At 71.2% G+C, this 17768-nt stretch carries 14 protein-coding genes; 8 read left to right on the forward strand and 6 right to left on the reverse strand.

What is annotated here, in order from left to right; all coding sequences use genetic code 11:
• Positions 1-7: 7 nt before the first annotated feature.
• The gene (locus ACFYZZ_RS13855) at positions 8-940 is read right to left on the reverse strand and encodes a deoxyribose-phosphate aldolase (RefSeq protein ID WP_389175037.1); all 933 of its coding nucleotides are present in this window, start codon (positions 938-940) and stop codon (positions 8-10) included.
• Positions 941-951: 11 nt separating this feature from the next.
• Entirely contained in the window at positions 952-1902 is a 951-nt protein-coding gene (iolC, locus tag ACFYZZ_RS13860) for a 5-dehydro-2-deoxygluconokinase (RefSeq protein WP_389175040.1), read from the reverse strand.
• A 125-nt stretch (positions 1903-2027) separates the two neighbouring features.
• Between iolC and ACFYZZ_RS13865 the strand changes: the two genes are divergently transcribed.
• The 4 genes from ACFYZZ_RS13865 to ACFYZZ_RS13880 all read left to right on the forward strand — a co-directional run bounded on the left by ACFYZZ_RS13865 (position 2028) and on the right by ACFYZZ_RS13880 (position 5243).
• Positions 2028-2942, forward strand: a complete 915-nt coding sequence (locus ACFYZZ_RS13865) for a sugar phosphate isomerase/epimerase family protein (RefSeq protein WP_389175043.1) — start codon at positions 2028-2030, stop codon at positions 2940-2942.
• Positions 2943-3082: 140 nt separating this feature from the next.
• Positions 3083-3988 (forward strand): helix-turn-helix domain-containing protein, encoded by a 906-nt coding sequence (locus ACFYZZ_RS13870; RefSeq protein ID WP_389175046.1) that lies wholly within the window; start codon positions 3083-3085, stop codon positions 3986-3988.
• A gap of 427 nt (positions 3989-4415) precedes the next feature.
• Positions 4416-4616 carry a helix-turn-helix transcriptional regulator gene (locus ACFYZZ_RS13875; RefSeq protein WP_386581135.1) on the forward strand — a complete coding sequence of 67 codons (201 nt, stop codon included), beginning with the start codon at positions 4416-4418 and terminating at the stop codon, positions 4614-4616.
• A 63-nt stretch (positions 4617-4679) separates the two neighbouring features.
• Positions 4680-5243 carry a GNAT family N-acetyltransferase gene (locus ACFYZZ_RS13880; protein ID WP_389175049.1) on the forward strand — a complete coding sequence of 188 codons (564 nt, stop codon included), beginning with the start codon at positions 4680-4682 and terminating at the stop codon, positions 5241-5243.
• Here the strand turns inward: ACFYZZ_RS13880 and ACFYZZ_RS13885 are convergent.
• Positions 5224-6267: a zinc-dependent alcohol dehydrogenase family protein gene (locus ACFYZZ_RS13885; protein WP_389175052.1), complete on the reverse strand. Its 1044-nt coding sequence runs from the start codon at positions 6265-6267 to the stop codon at positions 5224-5226. The two genes, ACFYZZ_RS13880 and ACFYZZ_RS13885, sit on opposite strands and share 20 nt — an antisense overlap.
• 31 nt (positions 6268-6298) lie before the next feature.
• Positions 6299-8515 (reverse strand): MMPL family transporter, encoded by a 2217-nt coding sequence (locus tag ACFYZZ_RS13890; protein ID WP_389175054.1) that lies wholly within the window; start codon positions 8513-8515, stop codon positions 6299-6301.
• Between the two features lie 160 nt (positions 8516-8675).
• Between ACFYZZ_RS13890 and ACFYZZ_RS13895 the strand changes: the two genes are divergently transcribed.
• From ACFYZZ_RS13895 to ACFYZZ_RS13910, 4 genes are all read left to right on the forward strand, one after another.
• A complete protein-coding gene (locus ACFYZZ_RS13895; RefSeq protein ID WP_389175056.1) occupies positions 8676-9314 on the forward strand; it encodes a TetR/AcrR family transcriptional regulator in 639 nt (212 codons plus the stop codon).
• Between the two features lie 87 nt (positions 9315-9401).
• Positions 9402-10352 (forward strand): PrsW family intramembrane metalloprotease, encoded by a 951-nt coding sequence (locus ACFYZZ_RS13900; RefSeq protein ID WP_389175059.1) that lies wholly within the window; start codon positions 9402-9404, stop codon positions 10350-10352.
• Positions 10353-10426: 74 nt separating this feature from the next.
• Positions 10427-10666, forward strand: a complete 240-nt coding sequence (locus ACFYZZ_RS13905; RefSeq protein ID WP_386581127.1) for a heavy-metal-associated domain-containing protein — start codon at positions 10427-10429, stop codon at positions 10664-10666.
• Between the two features lie 128 nt (positions 10667-10794).
• Positions 10795-13038 (forward strand): heavy metal translocating P-type ATPase, encoded by a 2244-nt coding sequence (locus ACFYZZ_RS13910; protein WP_389175061.1) that lies wholly within the window; start codon positions 10795-10797, stop codon positions 13036-13038.
• 717 nt (positions 13039-13755) lie between these two features.
• Here ACFYZZ_RS13910 and ACFYZZ_RS13915 read toward each other — a convergent pair.
• Positions 13756-15045, reverse strand: coding sequence for a citrate synthase (locus tag ACFYZZ_RS13915; protein ID WP_389175064.1), 1290 nt, complete (start codon positions 15043-15045; stop codon positions 13756-13758).
• Between the two features lie 252 nt (positions 15046-15297).
• The gene (locus tag ACFYZZ_RS13920) at positions 15298-17547 is read right to left on the reverse strand and encodes an ATP-dependent RecD-like DNA helicase (protein WP_389175067.1); all 2250 of its coding nucleotides are present in this window, start codon (positions 17545-17547) and stop codon (positions 15298-15300) included.
• Positions 17548-17768 lie beyond the last annotated feature (221 nt).

Consider the following 17768-nt stretch of genomic DNA (forward strand, 5'->3'; position numbering starts at 1 on the left):
GCGGCCCTCACAGCAGTCCTACGGCGGTGTCCACGGCGGCGGCCACGTCGCCGTCCGCCGGATACAGCAGCGAGCGGCCGACCACCAGGCCGCGCACGGTGGGCAGTTGCAGCGCGCCGCGCCACTTCTCGTACGCGGCCACCTGCTCCTCGGGCGAGTCGCCGACGTCGCCGCCGAGCAGCACGGCCGGCAGGGTCGAGGTCTCCATGACCCGGGCCATGTCGTCGGGGTTCTCGGTGACCGGCACCTTCAGCCAGGTGTAGGCCGAGGAGCCGCCGAGGCCGGAGGCGATGGCGATGGACTTGGTGACCGCCTCGGCGCTCAGGTCGTTGCGGAGCCGTCCGTCGGGGCCGCGCCGGCTGATGAACGGCTCCACGAAGACCGGGAGCCGGAGCGCGGCCATCGCGTCGACGGCGCGGGCGGTGGACTCCAGGGTGGTCAGGGAGCCCGGGTCGTCGTAGTCGATGCGCAGCAGCAGCTTGCCGGCGTCGAAGCCGAGGCGCTGGATGTCCTCGGGCCGGTGCCCGGTGAAGCGGTCGTCCAGCTCGAAGCTGGCGCCCTGCAGGCCGCCACGGTTCATGGAGCCCATGACGACCTTGTGGTCGAGGGCGCCGAGCAGAAGCAGGTCGTCCAGGATGTCGGCGGTGGCGAGGACGCCGTCGACGCCGGGCCGGGACAGCGCGAGGCACAGGCGTTCCAGCAGGTCGGCGCGGTTGGCCATGGCGAGCCCCCGGTCGCCGACGCCGAGTGCGCCACGGGCCGGGTGGTCGGCGGCGACGATCATCAGCCGGCCGTGCTCGTTGAGGAGGGGCCTACGCGCCCGCCGGGCGGCGGCCTCGGCGATCGCCTCGGGGTGGTGGGTGCGGGTGTGGACCAGCTCGGCGACGTCGACGCGCGGCGACCGGCTGCCGTCCCCGCCCTCGTGGTGGGTGCCTGCCACCCTGCCCGCCCTCACAGGACCGCTCCGGCCTCGAGCGCGGCGGCCACCTCGTCGGGGGTGGGCATCGCGGAGGAGCACTCCAGGCGGGAGGCCACGATGGCGCCGGCCGCGTTGGCGTGTCGCATGATCATCTCCAGGTCCCAGCCTTCCAGCAGGCCGTTGCAGAGGGAGCCGCCGAAGGCGTCACCGGCGCCGAGTCCGTTGAGGACGTTGACGGGGAGCGGCGGGACCTCGGCGGACTCGCCCTTGTTGTTGACGGCGAGGACGCCCTTGGGTCCCTGCTTGACCACGGCGACCTCGACCCCGGCGTCCAGCAGTGCGCGGGCCGCGGCGTGGGGCTCGCGCACGCCGGTGGCGACCTCCACCTCGTCCAGGTTGCCGACGGCCACGGTGGTGTGGCGCAGCGCCTCGGCGTAGAAGGGGCGGGCGGATGCCGGGTCGTTCCAGAACATGGGCCGCCAGTCGAGGTCGAAGACCGTCGGGCCCGACTTCGCGCGGTGGGCGAGGGCCGCGAGGGTCGCCGTACGGCTGGGCTCCTCGCTCAGGCCGGTGCCGGTGACCCAGAAGACGCGTGCCTCGTGGATCGCGTCCAGGTCCAGCTCGTGGGCGTCGATCTCCAGGTCCGGCGCCTTGGGCTGCCGGTAGAAGTAGAGCGGGAAGTCGTCCGGCGGGAAGACCTCGCAGAAGGTGACCGGCGTGGGCAGTCCGGGCACCGGGGTGACCCAGCGGTCGTCGACGCCGAAGCCGCGCAGGGCCTCGTGCAGATAGGCGCCGAACGGGTCGTCGCCCGTGCGGGTGATCACGGCGGTCCGCCGGCCGAGCCTGGCCGCGGCCACCGCGACGTTCGTCGCCGACCCGCCGAGGAACTTGCCGAAGGACGACACCTGGGCGAGCGGGACACCGGTTTGCAGCGGGTAGAGGTCCACTCCGATCCGCCCCATGGTGATCAGGTCGTACGCCATCGGCTTCCCTTCGTCACGGCTCTCCCCGGCTTTCTAGTCCTGTCCGCCGAGCCCTGTCAATGTTTTGTCCAGACATTCGGACCAGACCTTGACACCGCTTTCCACCGCCCCGCACGCTGACGGGCATGACGTCGTTGTCACCCTCCTCACTTTCCCGTATCCGGATCGGATCGGCGCCCGACTCCTGGGGCGTCTGGTTCCCGGACGACCCGCGGCAGGTCCCCTGGCAGCGCTTCCTCGACGAGGTCGCCGACTCGGGCTACGAGTGGATCGAGCTGGGCCCCTACGGCTATCTGCCGACCGACCCGGCGGTGCTCGCCGAGGAGACCGCGCGGCGTGGCCTGAACGTGTCGGCCGGCACGGTCTTCACCGGCCTGCACCACGGCGCGGCGGTCTGGGACAAGACCTGGTCGCACGTCTCCGACATCGCCGCCCTCACCCAGGCCATGGGCGCCCGCCACCTGGTCGTCATCCCGTCCTTCTGGCGGGACGACAAGACCGGCGAGGTGCTGGAGCCCGACACACTGACCTCCGAACAGTGGCGGAATCTCACCTCTCTGACCGAGCGACTCGGACACGAGGTGCGGGAGCGGTACGGCCTGTCGATCGTGGTCCACCCGCACGCCGACACCCACATCGACAGCGAGGAGAACGTCACCCGATTCCTCGACGGCACCGACTCCGACCTGGTGTCGCTGTGCCTGGACACCGGGCACTACGCGTACTGCGGCGGGGACAGCGTCAAGCTGATCGAGACGTACGGCGAGCGGATCGGGTACCTGCATCTGAAGCAGGTCGATCCGGAGATCCTGGCCGACGTGCGGGCGAAGGGGACGCCGTTCGGGCCCGCGGTCGCCCAGGGCGTGATGTGTGAGCCGCCCTCCGGGGTGCCTGCGCTGGGGCCGGTGCTGGAGGCCGCGCAGAGGCTGGGGGTGGATCTGTTCGGGATCGTCGAGCAGGACATGTACCCGTGCGCGCCCGACGCTCCGCTGCCTGTCGCTCGGCGGACTCGGGCGTTTCTTCGGTCGTGCGGGGCGTGAGGGTGCCTACGGGGGTGCCGGGTTCTATGGGTGGGCGCGTGCAGGTCTTATGTGGCTTGTCGCGCAGTTCCCCGCGCCCCTAGGGGGTTGTCCTCGCCGCTCGTAGTATGAGTGCCCTTCGGCTCAGTGCAGGAGGGCGCATGACGGACGGGGTCTCGTGGGAGGTCGTTCCCGCACAGCCCCATCCGGCATTGCGGCCCGGTGTGATCAGTTATCGCGGGATACGCATGGCCCTCGACCGGCCGCGGCGGCGGCTGGAGACGCCGATCGGGGCGGCCACGCTGTTGCTCGGCTTCGAGGAGCCCGTACGTATCTCGCGGGCCGGGCGGACCCCGGCGACCCTGGTCTCCGTAGTCAACGGGCTGACCACCACACCGGCCCTCGGCGAACACGCGGGGCGGCTCTCCGGCATCGAGGTTCTGCTCGCGCCATGGGCCGCGTTCACGCTGTTCGGCACGCCCCAGCACGAACTGGCCAACCGGTCCCTGGATCCGGACGAGTTACCCCATCCACTGGGAACCGGTGTGGGTGAACTGGCCGCCGCTCTCGCCGCTTTGCCCGGCTGGTCCGAGCGGTTCGCCCTGCTGGACGAGGTGTTGCTGCGGTGGACCCGGGCGGGCGTTCCCGGCTCTGCCCGGGTGGTGCGTGCCTGGTCGCTGCTGAGGCACAGCCGGGGTGCGATCCCGGTCCCCCGGCTGGCCGAGGAAGTCGGCTGGAGCGTAAGGCAGTTGGAGAACCGCTTCCGTGAGCAGATCGGCCTCGGTCCGAAGGCCGCCGCCCGGGTGCTCCGGTTGCAGTGGGCGAAGCGACTGCTGGCGGCGGGGCGCGGGCCGGCGGAGACGGCGGCCCTGTGCGGGTTCTACGACCAGGCGCACCTGAGCGGCGAGTTCAAGGCGATGACGGGCTGCACGCCCGGCGAGTTCCTTGCGGCCCGGCGCCTGCCGGCGGCGCGCTCGGTGCCGGACCGGATGGCGGGCGAGGCGACGAGCCTGGTTCTCGCACCCGGCCGGGGTGCGGTTTTTTCCAATACCCGCGGCAACCGGTAGGGGCACGCTGATCTTCCGGCCGGTCGATTCCCGGGGGAAGCGAGGCCGTCGGCGGCTCGGCTGTTGGACACGGGGGATCCGGCAGCCCGGCCGGGAGCGAGGAGCCGTCGGAGGTGCGGGAAGCCGGCGGACCGGGACTCGACGCAGCGAGCCCCGGTCCGCCCTCCCGTGCGCGGGCGCCGGTCCGGACCGGCTCGGCGATCACGTCGGCGCACGCCTATTGCTGCAGGCGTGTCACAAACACCCACTTCCTGTCACACATGTCGCGGCTCTGCGGGTTCTCGGTCACACCAGGTCAACAGCCGCTTTCCTGCGGTCACTCTGCGTCGTTCACCGGACACAGGCTTGGTGATCGCCAGCGCAACGCCCGGCTCCCCCGACGGCCGCCCCCGGTCGCCGCCGCGGCGCGCGCAGGGAGGTGCAACTCATGACCGACCGAGGGCTCTGGTCCTACAAGGAGATCGCGGCGCACATCCGGGTGCAGCCGGACACCGTACGGTCCTACCGCAAGCACGGCCTGCTGCCTCCGCCCGACCACGTGGAGGGCGGCAAGCCCTACTGGTACGCCGACACCGTCCGCGCATGGGTCGCCTCCCGGCCGGGCAACCGGGGCCGAAGAATGGACTGACCCGGACCTCGCCTGCCGGAAATTCACCTGTGCCCCACCTGCCTCGTGGGGCACAGTCGCCTCATGAGTTTCTCCATCAAACCCGTCCTGACCGGCCACAAGACCGTCCTGCGTCCCTTCACCGAGGCCGACGCCGAGGTCATGTGGGAGATCATGGAAGACCCCGAGGTCCTCCGCTTCACCTACGATCCGTCCACCGACCTGACCCCGGAGCGGGTGCGGTCCTGGTACGGCTCCCGGGCCACCGCCCCCGACCGTCTCGACCTGGCCGTCACCGACCCCGCGACCGGCGAAGTCCTCGGCGAGGTCGTCCTGCACGAGTACGACCCGGCCACCCGCAGCTGCACGTTCCGCACGCTGATCGGGCCCCGGGGCCGCGGCCGCGGTATCGGCACCGAGGCGACCCGGCTGATCGTCGCCCATGGCTTCGGGGAACTCGGCCTGCACCGGATCGAGTTGGGCGCCTATGCCCACAACCGCCGGGCCCTGCACGTCTACGAGAAGGTCGGGTTCCGGGTCGAGGGGGTCCGGCGGGAGATACAGCGGCAGGACGGCGAGTGGACCGACGAGGTGATCATGTCGATCCTGGACCGTGAGTGGGCGGCGCTCAGCTCCACGGCTCGATGACCGTCACGCCCGCGCCCGGCGCCGTCCCCATCGCCGCCAGGGCCTCGGGGACCGCGTCGAGCGCGATCGTGCGTGTGATGAGCAGGTCCGGGCGCAGCACCCCGGACCCGACCAGCTCCAGCATGCCCGGATAGGCGTGGGCGGCCATGCCGTGGCTGCCGAGGAGTTCGAGCTCCAGGGCGATGGCGCGGGCCAGTGGGACGGGGGTGGTGCCGTCCGGTGAGGGCAGCAGGCCCACCTGGACGTGCCGGCCGCGGCGGCGCAGGGAGTCGACGGAGGCCGCGCAGGTGGCGGGCGAGCCGAGGGCGTCGAGGGAGAGATGGGCGCCACCGCCGGTCAGCTCCCGGACGGCGGCCGCGGTGCCGGGCACGCCGGTCGCGTCCACGCACTCGGCCGCCCCGAACTTCCGGGCCAGGTCCAGGGCCCGGGGCGACACGTCGACGGCGACCACCCGCGCTCCCGAGGCCGCGGCGATCATCACCGCCGACAGCCCGACCCCGCCGCAGCCGTGCACCGCGACCCACTCCCCCGCCGCCACCCGGCCCTGCTGCACCACCGCGCGGAAAGCGGTGGCGAAGCGGCAGCCGAGGGCGGCGGCCGTGGCGTACGCCATCCCGTCCGGGATCGCGACCAGGTTCACATCGGCGTGATCGAGGGCCACGTACTGGGCGAAGGAGCCCCAGTGGTGGAAGCCGGGCTGGGTCTGGCGCTCGCACACCTGCTGGTCGCCGGCCGCGCAGGACGGGCAGCTGCCGCAGGCGCAGACGAACGGCACGGTGACCCGGTCGCCGGGCCGCCAGCCGGTGACCCGGGCGCCCACGGTCTCCGCGACACCGGCGAGTTCGTGCCCCGGTACGTGCGGGAGCGTGATGTCCGGGTCGTGTCCCATCCAGCCGTGCCAGTCGCTGCGGCACAGCCCGGTCGCCTCGACCCGCACCACCACCCCGTGCTCGGCGGGCTCCGGGTCCGGCACCTCCCGTACCTCGGCCGGCTCCCCGTACTGGTCGAACACCACGGCTCTCATGCGCGTCACCCTGCCATGGAAGCCACGGGCCTCACACCCCTGCCGGCTCCTTCTCCTCCTGCGCCGGCACGGCCGGTTCGCCCTCGCTGAGTCCGAACCGCTGGTGGAAGCGGCGCAGGGGGGCCGGGGCCCACCAGGTGGCGCGGCCCGTGAGCCGCATGATCGCCGGGACCAGGAGGCTGCGGACGACCATCGCGTCCATCAGCACCGCGAGGGCGATACCGAGGCCCAGCATCTTGGTGTTGGTCACCCGGGAGGTGCCGATGGCGACCATCACCACCGCGAGGATGACCGCCGCCGCGGTGATCAGCCCGCCGGTGCGCTGCAGCCCGTGGCGGACCGCCTCGTTGTGGTCGCCGGTGCGCTCGTACTCCTCCTTGATGCGGGAGAGCAGGAACACGCCGTAGTCCATGGAGAGGCCGAAGGCCACGCAGAACATCAGGACGGGCAGGGTGGTCTCGATCGAGCCGGGGCTGGTGAAGCCGAGCGCTCCGGAGAGGTGGCCGTCCTGGAACACCCAGACCACCGCGCCGAACATCGCCGTCAGGCTGAGCGCGTTGAGCACCACGGCCTGCAGGGGTATCAGCACGCTGCCGGTGAGCAGGAAGACCAGCAGCAGGGTGACGATCGCGATGAACGCGCCCGCCCAGGGCAGGTGTTCGCCTATCGCGTGCTTGGAGTCGACCAGGACGGCCGCCGTGCCGGTCACCTTGGTGTCGAAGGGGGCCTTGAGCGAGCGCAGGTCGCCGACCAGGCTCTGGGCGGCGCTGTCGACTGCCTCGCCCTTCGGCTGCACCGTGAAGTAGGCCGTGTCGCCCTTGACCAGCGGGCCGTCGACGCGGACCACCTCGGGCAGGGCGGCCACCCGCTGCTTGTAGTCCGCGTACTGGGTCTCGGTGGCCTTGCCCTCGGCGAGGATCTCCAGGCCACCGCCGGGGGTGCCCGGGAAGCCGTCCCGGATGTGCTGCTGCACCACGTGCGACTCGGCGCCCGAGGGCAGCTGGCGGTCGTCGGCGGTGCCGAACTTCACGCCCAGGAAGGGCAGTCCGAGGAGCACCAGCAGGGCGGTCGTGCCGAGCGCGAAGAGCGGGGCACGGCGCATCACCAGCGTGGCGGCGCGGGCCCAGGCTGTGCCTTCGGTTCCGGCGGCCTTCGGCTCGCGGCCGCGGCGGAAGAGGCGGCGCAGGTCGAGGGCGTTGACCCGGTGGCCGAGCAGGAGCAGGGCGACCGGGAGCAGGATCAGCGCGGCCGCGGCGGCGAGCAGGACCACGGCGATGCCGGCGTAGGCGAAGGACCGCAGGAAGTACTGCGGGAAGACCATCATGGCGGCCAGGGAGACCGCGACGGTGAGGGCGGAGAACAGGACCGTGCGGCCGGCCGTGCGCAGGGTCGTGCCCACGGCGGTCAACGGGTCGGCTCCGGTGGAGAGTTCCTCGCGGTAGCGGCGGACGATGAACAGGGCGTAGTCGATGGCGAGGCCGAGGCCGAGGGCCGTGGTGAGGTTCAGCGCGAAGACGGAGACGTCGGTGAAGGACGTCAGGCCGCGCAGCACCGCGTTCGTGCCGAGGATGGCGACGATGCCGATGCCCAGCGGCAGCAGGGCCGCGATCGCGCTGCCGAAGACCATCACCAGCAGGACCAGGGTGATGGGCAGGGCGATCATCTCGGCGCGGGTGAGGTCCTCCTTGATGATCGTCTGCATCTCGTGCCGTACCGCGACGATGCCGCCGACCTTCACCTGGACCGGGCCGTGCGTGCCCCGGTAGTGGGGCGCTATGCGGTCCAGGGTCCTGCCCATCGCGTTCTCGTCGCCGGTGATGCGGGCGGCGATGAGCGCCTCGTGGCCGTCCTCGGCACGCAGGGCGGGGGATTTCGACTGCCAGTAGGAGCCGACGCCGGTCACGCCCTGCTCGGTGGCCAGCCGCTCGGCCAGGTCGCGGGCCCGGGCGGCGACCGCCGGGTCGTCCACGGAGGCGTGGCCGGAGTCCACCAGGAGCAGCAGGTTGGGCTGGGAGTCGGGGAACTCGCGCTCCAGCGCCTTGGTCGCGTACGTCGACTCGGCGGCCGGGTCCTCCCAGCCGCCGCTGCCCAGCCGGTCCGCGACGCCGCTGCCGGCCAGCACGGCGAGCGCGGTGAGCACCAGGGCCACCAGCAGCGACAGGCGCGGGCGGGCGGTCACGAAACGTGTCCATCCCCCGACGCGGGGCGGTCCGTCCCCCGGGGTCGGCGCCTTGTTGACTTCGGTCATCGTGCGGTGTCCCCTTCACCCTGACCCATGTCTGTGCAGGCAGGCAGCATGGATCGGTCATTGCCATAAACTGGCAAACACGAGAGATCGCTCGCGTTTCTCAAGAATGCGAGCGACCGCTCGTGTTTGTCAATCGCCTTTGAAGGGCTGGGGATCACGCGTGTCCGACACCTCGGAGAAGGAGCAGCCGCGCCGTCGTCAGGCACGCGGTGAACGCCGTATCGCGCAGCTCCTCCAGGCCGCCGCCCGGGTCTTCTGCACCACCGGCTACACCGCCGCCAGCACCAACGCCATCGCGCGCGAGGCGGGCGTCTCGCCGGGCACGCTCTACCAGTTCTTCCCGAACAAGGAGGCGCTCGCCGTCGAGCTGGGCGACCGCCTCATGCACCAGATGCAGGAGACGTACGGCGAGGTGCTGACGCCGGTCGACCCCGCCACCCCGCTGGAGGAGGCCATCGGCACGGCCGTCGACCGGTTCATGGCCTTCAACACCGAGCACCCGGTCTTCTTCGCACTGATGCACGGCCCCGACGTGCCCGGCAGGATCGCCGAGGCCCACGACCAGCTGCACGCCACCGTGATCGGCCGCATCGAGGGCCTGCTCGGCTCCCTCCTGCCCGAGGCCGACCCGGCCGACGTCACGCGCACGGCCCACGTCTGCCTCGGTATCTACAAGGCGGGCCTGGAGCTCGTCCTCGCCCACGAGGGCGCCGAGCAGGCGGCCTACGTCCAGGAGATCAAGGACGTCCTGATCCGCTACCTGCAGCCTCTGGTGGGCGACCGGCTCGGCGGCGCGTGACCCCGCTGCGGTCCCCGGACTGCCACCCCTGGGAACATCTGCCTAGAGTGCGGATAAATCGCCCAGCAGGAGCTCCAGAGGACCGACGTGACCCACTCGCCGCCGCCCGGTATGCCCCGGGCCCGCATTCCCGGCCCCCAGCAGCCCCCGCCGCCGTACCCGCGCATCGGCGCCGGCCTGTGGAAGCGCTGCCTGGGCGGCGGGCTCACCCTGTGGGCGCTGACCGAACTGCTGACGTACGCGACACAGAGCACCGCACTGCTGCCGACCCTCATCCTGCTCGGCGGTTTCCTGGTCCCCGTCGTCTTCGCGCTGTGGGCGTACGAGCGGCACGCCCGGGACCTGGGCGTCAGCGCGATCCTCGGCTGCTTCCTCGCCGGGGGCACGCTCGGCGTGCTCGGCGCCTCGCTGATGGAGTCGTACCTGCTCCGCCCCTCCCTGGGCATGTTCACCGGAGTCGGCCTGATCGAGGAGGCGGCCAAGCTCGGCGCGCTGGTGTTCGCGCTGCGCCGGCAGCCGGGCATCCGCGGGATGCGGGCCGGGCTGGTGCTCGGCGCGGCGGTCGGCTTCGGCTTCGCGGCTCTGGAGAGTTGCGGGTACGCGTTCGGCGCGGCCGTCTCCGCCGACGGCGTCGGCCTCAGGGCACTGCTGGAGACGGAGATCCTGCGCGGGGTGCTCGCCCCCTTCGGGCACGGCCTGTGGACGGCGATCGCGGGCGGCGTCCTGCTGGCCCACCGGCGCCCGAACGGGCACTTCCGGCTCGCCGCGCCGGTCGTCGGCGCCTGGCTGGGCGTCTGCGTGCTGCACGCTCTGTGGGACGCCACCCACGGCATCGCGATCTGGCTGGTGGCCCGGCTGTCGGGCACCGGCCTGGCACCTGAGCTGTTCGCGCAGGGGTACATCCCGCGGCCCAGCGCCGCGCAGGAGCACCTGTTCACCCTGTTCTCGGTCGGCGGTCCGATGCTCGTCGCCGTGCTCGGCGTCGCCTGGGTGCGGTCACTGGCACACCGGGGCACCTCTTGGAGAAATACCCCCTAGGGGTATAGTCTGAAAAAAGTGGGGCTCCCCCGTGGACCCCACTGGCCCCACACGCCACGACGAGGAGTAACGACATGACCGCTCAGACCGACACTTCGGGCTCCGTCACCGCTGTCTACAAGGTGACCGGCATGAGCTGTGGCCACTGTGAGGGCTCCGTCTCCAGCGAGATCTCCCAGATTCCCGGCGTCAGCTCGGTCAAGGCCGTCGCGTCGACCGGCGAGGTGACCGTCGTCTCCGAGGCCCCGCTCGACGACGAGGCCGTCCGCGCCGCCGTGGACGAGGCGGGCTTCGAGCTGGCCGGCAGGGCCTGAGCGCACGACCCGAGCGACGGGCCCGCCCCGCATCCCGGGTGCGAACCCCGAAAACTTTCACCGACCGGGCCGTGCCGGCCAGCTGATACTGGATCCGCGCGGTCCGGTCCGATGTCTGGAGTCCGGACATGACCAGCACCACCACCGAGACAGCGAGCGAGATAGGCGGCACGTCCGAGGTCGAGCTGCTCATCGGCGGGATGACCTGCGCCTCCTGTGCCGCACGGGTGGAGAAGAAGCTCAACCGCATGGACGGCGTGAGCGCAACCGTGAACTACGCGACGGAGAAGGCGAAGATCAGCTACGCCGAGGGCGTCCAGGTCGCCGACCTGATCGCGACCGTCGTGAAGACCGGCTACACCGCCGAGGAGCCCGCGCCGCCGGAGCCCGAACCCGAGGTCCGGGAAGCCGCCGGGCACGACCCGGAACTGACCGCCCTCAGGCACCGCCTGCTCGTCTCCGTGCTGCTCGCCGCCCCCGTCGTCCTGCTCGCCATGATCCCCGCGCTGCAGTTCGACAACTGGCAGTGGCTCTCGCTCACGCTCGCCGCGCCGGTCGTCGTCTGGGGCGGCCTGCCCTTCCACCGGGCCGCCTGGACCAACGCCCGGCACGGCGCCGCCACGATGGACACCCTCGTCTCGGTCGGCACGCTGGCCGCGTTCGGCTGGTCGCTGTGGGCGCTGTTCTTCGGCGACGCGGGCATGACCGGCATGCACGACGAGTTCCGCCTCACCGTCTCGCGGATGGACGGCGCCTCCACCGTCTACCTGGAGGTCGCCGCCGGAGTCGTCGCGCTGATCCTCCTCGGCCGCTATCTGGAGGCCCGCTCCAAGCGCCGCGCGGGCGCGGCCCTGAAGGCCCTGATGGAGCTGGGTGCCAAGGACGTCGCCATCCTGCGGGACGGGCGCGAGGTGCGGGTGCCGGTGGCCGCGCTGACCGTGGGCGACCGGTTCGTCGTACGGCCCGGGGAGAAGATCGCCACCGACGGCACGGTCGTCCAGGGCCTGTCCGCGGTGGACGCGGCCATGCTGACCGGCGAGTCGGTGCCGGTGGACGTCGGCCCCGGCGACCAGGTCACCGGCGCCACGGTCAACGCGGGCGGCCGGCTGGTGGTGGAGGCGACCCGGGTCGGCGCGGACACCCAGCTCGCCCGGATGGCGAAGCTGGTCGAGGACGCGCAGAACGGCAAGGCCGAGGTGCAGCGGCTCGCCGACCGGATCTCCGCCGTCTTCGTCCCCGTCGTCATCCTCATCGCGCTCGGCACCTTCGGCGTCTGGCTGGCGGCCACCGGGGACACCTCCGCCGCGTTCACGGCCGCCGTCTCCGTGCTGATCATCGCCTGCCCCTGCGCGCTAGGCCTCGCCACGCCGACCGCGCTGATGGTCGGCACCGGCCGGGGCGCCCAGCTCGGCATCCTCATCAAGGGCCCCGAGGTGCTGGAGTCCACGCGCCGCGTCGACACCGTGGTCCTGGACAAGACCGGCACGGTCACCACCGGCCGGATGACCCTCCAGGCGGTGTACGTCGCCGACGGCGAGGACGAGAAGGAGGTATTGCGGCTCGCCGGAGCCCTGGAGCACGCCTCCGAGCACCCCGTCGCGCGGGCGATCGCCGCGGGCGCCGAGGATCGAGTCGGCACGCTCCCCGCGGTCGAGCACTTCGAGAACGTCCCCGGGCGGGGCGTACGCGGCCGCGTGGAAGGCCGCGAGGTGGCCGTGGGGCGGCTGTTCGACGCGCTCCCGGAGGAGCTGGCCCGGGCCGGGCGGCAGGCCGAGCAGGACGGCCGTACGGCCGTTGCGGTCGGCTGGGGCGGACAGGCCCGCGGGGTGCTCGCCGTCGCCGACGCGGTCAAGGAGACCAGCGCCGCGGCGGTGCGCGAGCTGCGCGCCCTCAGGCTCACGCCGGTGTTGCTCACCGGGGACAACCGGACGGTCGCCGAGGCGGTCGCGCACACCGTCGGCATCGACGAGGTGATCGCCGAGGTGCTCCCCGAGGAGAAGGTGGACGTCGTACGGCGGCTGCAGCGCGAGGGACGCGCCGTGGCGATGGTCGGTGACGGCGTCAACGACGCGGCCGCGCTCGCCACCGCCGATCTGGGGCTCGCCATGGGCACCGGGACGGACGCGGCGATCGAGGCCGGAGACCTGACGCTGGTCCGCGGGGACCTGAGGGTGGCCGCGGACGCCATCCGGCTCTCCCGGCGCACCCTCGCCACGATCAAGGGCAACCTGGTGTGGGCCTTCGGCTACAACGTGGCCGCGCTGCCGCTGGCCGCCGCGGGCCTGCTGAACCCGATGATCGCGGGGGCGGCGATGGCCTTCTCCTCGGTCTTCGTGGTGACCAACAGCCTGCGACTGCGCCGGTTCCGCTGAAGTACCCCCGGTGTTACCGGGGGTTAGGTGGAGCCGAAGTAAGAGTCCCTCTAGAGTCGGGCGCGCGCCTCACATAAGCTCTTCACAAGGCTCGCGCATCTTCCTTACGCTTGAGCCTCGATCGCCGTATCGGGGCTCTTGCGCACCTAAGGGACATATGCAAGAGACGCAGATCACAGTGATGCGAACGTAACCATCGAAGGGGTTCGAAGGTCTAAGTTGGCGATGTCAGAACAGCGTCTTGGGGGGCGCTGACTGGCATCTGGGGATGTCTTGGGGGACTTCCTCAGAGATGCGTTGCCGGGGCACGCACACCGGGAAGCTTTGAGCGGCCCTCCCAGCGTGCGTTGTCCCGGCAGATCGCACCGCATCACTGGAGTACGACGGGTTTTGCTCGTCGTGCTCAGACAGCGGTTCAGGCGCTGTCCTCTCCGAGCGCCCGGCCGGATCCCGTGGGGGGAATCCGCACCGGGACATGGGAAGGCGCCCTGGTCGTCGGCCCGTGGGGGGACTGACGGCTCAGGGCGCCTTCTGTTTTCGCTCAACTTCTGGAGCTCGCTCAGTGCAGCGCCCCAAGGGGCGCGGGGACCTGCGCGACCAACCGCAACGGACCGGCAGCCGCCCACGCTCCTTGAGCATCGAGCTCTTGGACGAGCGCCCCCGAACGGCACAGCCCAACGAGGGGCACCAGTCACCCGGCGCCCCCACCGGCAGGTGTCAGCGCTCCTCGACCGGCACGAAGTCGCGCTCGACCACGCCCGTGTAGATCTGGCGCGGGCGGCCGATGCGGGAGCCGGGCTCCTTGATCATCTCGGTCCACTGGGCGATCCAGCCCGGCAGGCGGCCGAGGGCGAACAGGACCGTGAACATCTCGGTCGGGAAGCCCATGGCGCGGTAGATCAGGCCGGTGTAGAAGTCCACGTTCGGGTAGAGGCTGCGCGAGACGAAGTAGTCGTCGGAAAGCGCGTGCTCCTCCAGCTTGAGCGCGATGTCCAGCAGCTCGTCGGACTTGCCGAGAGCGGAGAGGACGTCGTGCGCGGCGGCCTTGATGATCTTGGCGCGCGGGTCGAAGCTCTTGTAGACCCGGTGGCCGAAGCCCATCAGGCGGACGCCGTCCTCCTTGTTCTTCACCTTGCGGATGAAGGTGTCGACATCGCCGCCGGCCTCCTGGATGCCCTCCAGCATCTCCAGGACGGACTGGTTGGCACCGCCGTGCAGCGGGCCCCACAGGGCGGAGATGCCGGCCGAGATCGACGCGAACATGTTGGCCTGCGAGGAGCCGACCAGACGGACCGTGGAGGTCGAGCAGTTCTGCTCGTGGTCCGCGTGCAGGATCAGCAGCTTGTCGAGCGCGGAGACGACGACCGGGTCCAGGTCGTACTCCTGCGCCGGGACCGAGAAGGTCATGCGCAGGAAGTTCTCGACGTAGCCGAGGTCGTTGCGCGGGTAGACGAACGGGTGACCGATCGACTTCTTGTACGCGTACGCCGCGATCGTCGGAAGCTTGGCGAGCAGGCGGATCGTGGAGAGGTTGCGCTGCTTCTCGTCGAACGGGTTGTGGCTGTCCTGGTAGAAGGTGGACAGCGCCGAGACGACCGAGGACAGCATGGCCATCGGGTGGGCGTCGCGCGGGAAGCCCTTGTAGAAGTTCTTGACGTCCTCGTGCAGCAGGGTGTGCTGCGTGATGTCGTTCTTGAACGTGCTCAGCTCGTCGACCGTCGGGAGCTCACCGTTGATGAGCAGGTAGGCCACCTCGAGGAAGGTGGAGCGCTCGGCGAGCTGCTCGATGGGGTAGCCGCGGTAGCGGAGGATGCCCGCCTCGCCGTCCAGGTAGGTGACGGCGGATTTATAGGCGGCCGTGTTGCCGTAACCGCTGTCCAGAGTCACCAGACCGGTCTGGGCGCGGAGCTTCCCGATGTCGAAGCCCTTGTCACCGACGGTGCTGTCGACCACCGGGTAGGTGTACTCGCCGTCGCCGTACCGCAGTACTACAGAGTTGTCGCTCACGTCTTCCCTCACCGACGTAGTGCCTCATCTTCGAGGTGCCCTGACTGTCTCTACCATCCCCCATTTGGCTCAGGAGAGTGCACTCGGGGTCGACCATTGGGCCTATTGGCGGCACTCAGTGCCGCCAACCTGCTCATCCTGCCCCCTCCGACCGGCATCTGGAAGTGCTCTGTGACCTTTGCGACTCGTTTGATCGATCATTTTTTGCGATGCGGCCCGCCGCCGCTGTCGCCGCCCCTGCTCAGGGGCCGGTCAGGAGCCCTGGAGCCTGAAGTCCAGTGCCGTACAGCGCCGTCCGGCCGAGACCGTGCGCACCGCCTGTCCGATCGCCTTGCGTGAACCGACGAGGACGACCAGCCGTTTCGCCCGTGTCACCGCCGTGTACAGGAGGTTCCGCTGAAGCATCATCCAGGCTCCCGTGGTGACGGGGATCACCACGGCGGGATATTCACTCCCCTGTGAACGGTGGATCGTCACCGCGTACGCGTGTGCCAGCTCGTCCAGTTCATCGAATTCATACGGGACCTCCTCGTCCTCGTCCGTCAGCACCGTCAGCCGCTGGTCGACCGGATCGAGCGAGGTGACCACGCCCACGGTGCCGTTGAAGACGCCGTTCTTCCCCTTCTCGTAATTGTTGCGGATCTGGGTGACCTTGTCGCCGACGCGGAAGACCCGGCCGCCGAACCGCTTCTCCGGCAGGTCGGGCCTGCCGGGCGTGATGGCCTGCTGGAGCAGGCCGTTGAGGGTGCCGGCGCCGGCCGGGCCGCGGTGCATGGGCGCGAGCACCTGGACGTCCCGGCGCGGGTCGAGCCCGAACCTGGCCGGAATGCGCCGGGCGGCCACGTCCACGGTGAGCCGGCCGGCCTCCTCGGTGTCGTCCTCCACGAAGAGGAAGAAGTCCTTCAGGCCGTCGGTGAGCGGATGCTGCCCGGCGTTGATGCGGTGCGCGTTGGTGACCACGCCGGACTGCTGGGCCTGCCGGAAGACCCGGGTGAGCCGCACGGCCGGGACCGGGCCGCCCTCGGCCAGCAGGTCGCGCAGCACCTCCCCGGCGCCGACGCTGGGCAGCTGGTCGACGTCACCGACGAACAAAAGATGGGCCCCCGGCGGCACCGCCTTCACCAGCTTGTTGGCGAGCAGCAGGTCCAGCATGGACGCCTCGTCCACGACGACCAGGTCGGCGTCCAGCGGGCGGTCCCGGTCGTAGGCCGCGTCGCCGCCGGGCTTCAGCTCCAGCAGCCGGTGGACCGTGGAGGCCTCAGCGCCCGTCAGTTCGGCGAGCCGCTTGGCGGCGCGGCCGGTGGGGGCGGCCAGCAGTACCTTGGCCTGCTTGGCGCGGGCCAGTTCCACGATCGAGCGGACTGTGAAGGACTTGCCGCAGCCGGGCCCGCCGGTGAGCACGGCGACCTTCTCGGTCAGCGCGAGCCGGACGGCGGCCTCCTGCTCGGGGGCGAGGTCGGCTCCGGTGCGGGACCTCAACCAGCCCAGCGCCTTGGCCCAGTTCACGTCCCGGAAGGCCGGCATCCGGTCCTCCGGCGTCCGCAGCAGGCGCAACAGCTGGGCGGAGAGGGAGAGTTCGGCGCGGTGGAAGGGCACGAGGTAGACGGCGGTGACGGGCTCCGCGTCCCCTTCTGGTCCGGGCACCTTCTCGCGTACCACCCCGGGATCCGCGCCCTCCTCGGCCGGTTCGGCCAGCTCGGCGAGGCACTCGATGACCAGCCCGGTGTCGACCTGGAGCAGCTTGACCGCGTCCGCGATCAGCCGCTCCTCGGGCAGGAAGCAGTGGCCCTGGTCGGCGGACTGGGACAGCGCGTACTGGAGGCCCGCCTTCACCCGCTCCGGGCTGTCGTGCGGGATGCCGACCGACTGGGCGATCTTGTCGGCGGTGAGGAAGCCGATGCCCCAGACGTCGGCGGCCAGCCGGTACGGCTGGTTCTTCACGACCGAGATCGACGCGTCGCCGTACTTCTTGTAGATCCGCACCGCGATGGACGTGGAGACCTCGACGGTCTGGAGGAAGAGCATGACCTCCTTGATCGCCTTCTGCTCCTCCCAGGCGTCGGCGATCTTCTTCGTCCGCTTGGGGCCGAGGCCGGGGACCTCGATCAGCCGCTTCGGCTCCTCCTCGATGATCTGGAGGGTCTCCAGGCCGAAGTGCTGGGTGATGCGGTCGGCGAAGACCGGGCCGATGCCCTTGACCAGGCCGGATCCGAGGTAGCGGCGGATGCCCTGGACGGTGGCCGGCAGGACCGTCGTGTAGTTCTCCACCGTGAACTGCTTGCCGTACTGGGGGTGGGAGCCCCAGCGGCCTTCCATGCGCAGGGATTCGCCGACCTGGGCGCCGAGCAGCGCGCCCACCACCGTGAGGAGATCGCCGCCACCGCGGCCGGTGTCGACCCGGGCGACCGTGTAGCCGTTCTCCTCGTTGGCGTACGTGATCCGCTCCAGGACACCTTCGAGTACGGCCGGCCGCCGCTCGCCGCTCCCCGCCTGATTGGACATGATCCGACGCTACCGCCCGGCTCTGACATTGATGCTGATACTCAGGTTCCGGCGGTCGTGGCTCGGGGTCTGACTGACGCCCTGAAGTTTCGAGGGGGGGGGGGGGGGGGGGGGGGGGGGGGGGGCGGGCCGCGCCCCCCCCCCCCCCGGGGGGCCCCCCGGGGGGGGGCCCCCGGCGCCCGGCGCCCGCGCGCCCCGCCCGCGGGCCGGCGCCGCGGCGG

Source organism: Streptomyces sp. NPDC001816 (assembly GCF_042892235.1).
GTDB lineage: Bacteria > Actinomycetota > Actinomycetes > Streptomycetales > Streptomycetaceae > Streptomyces.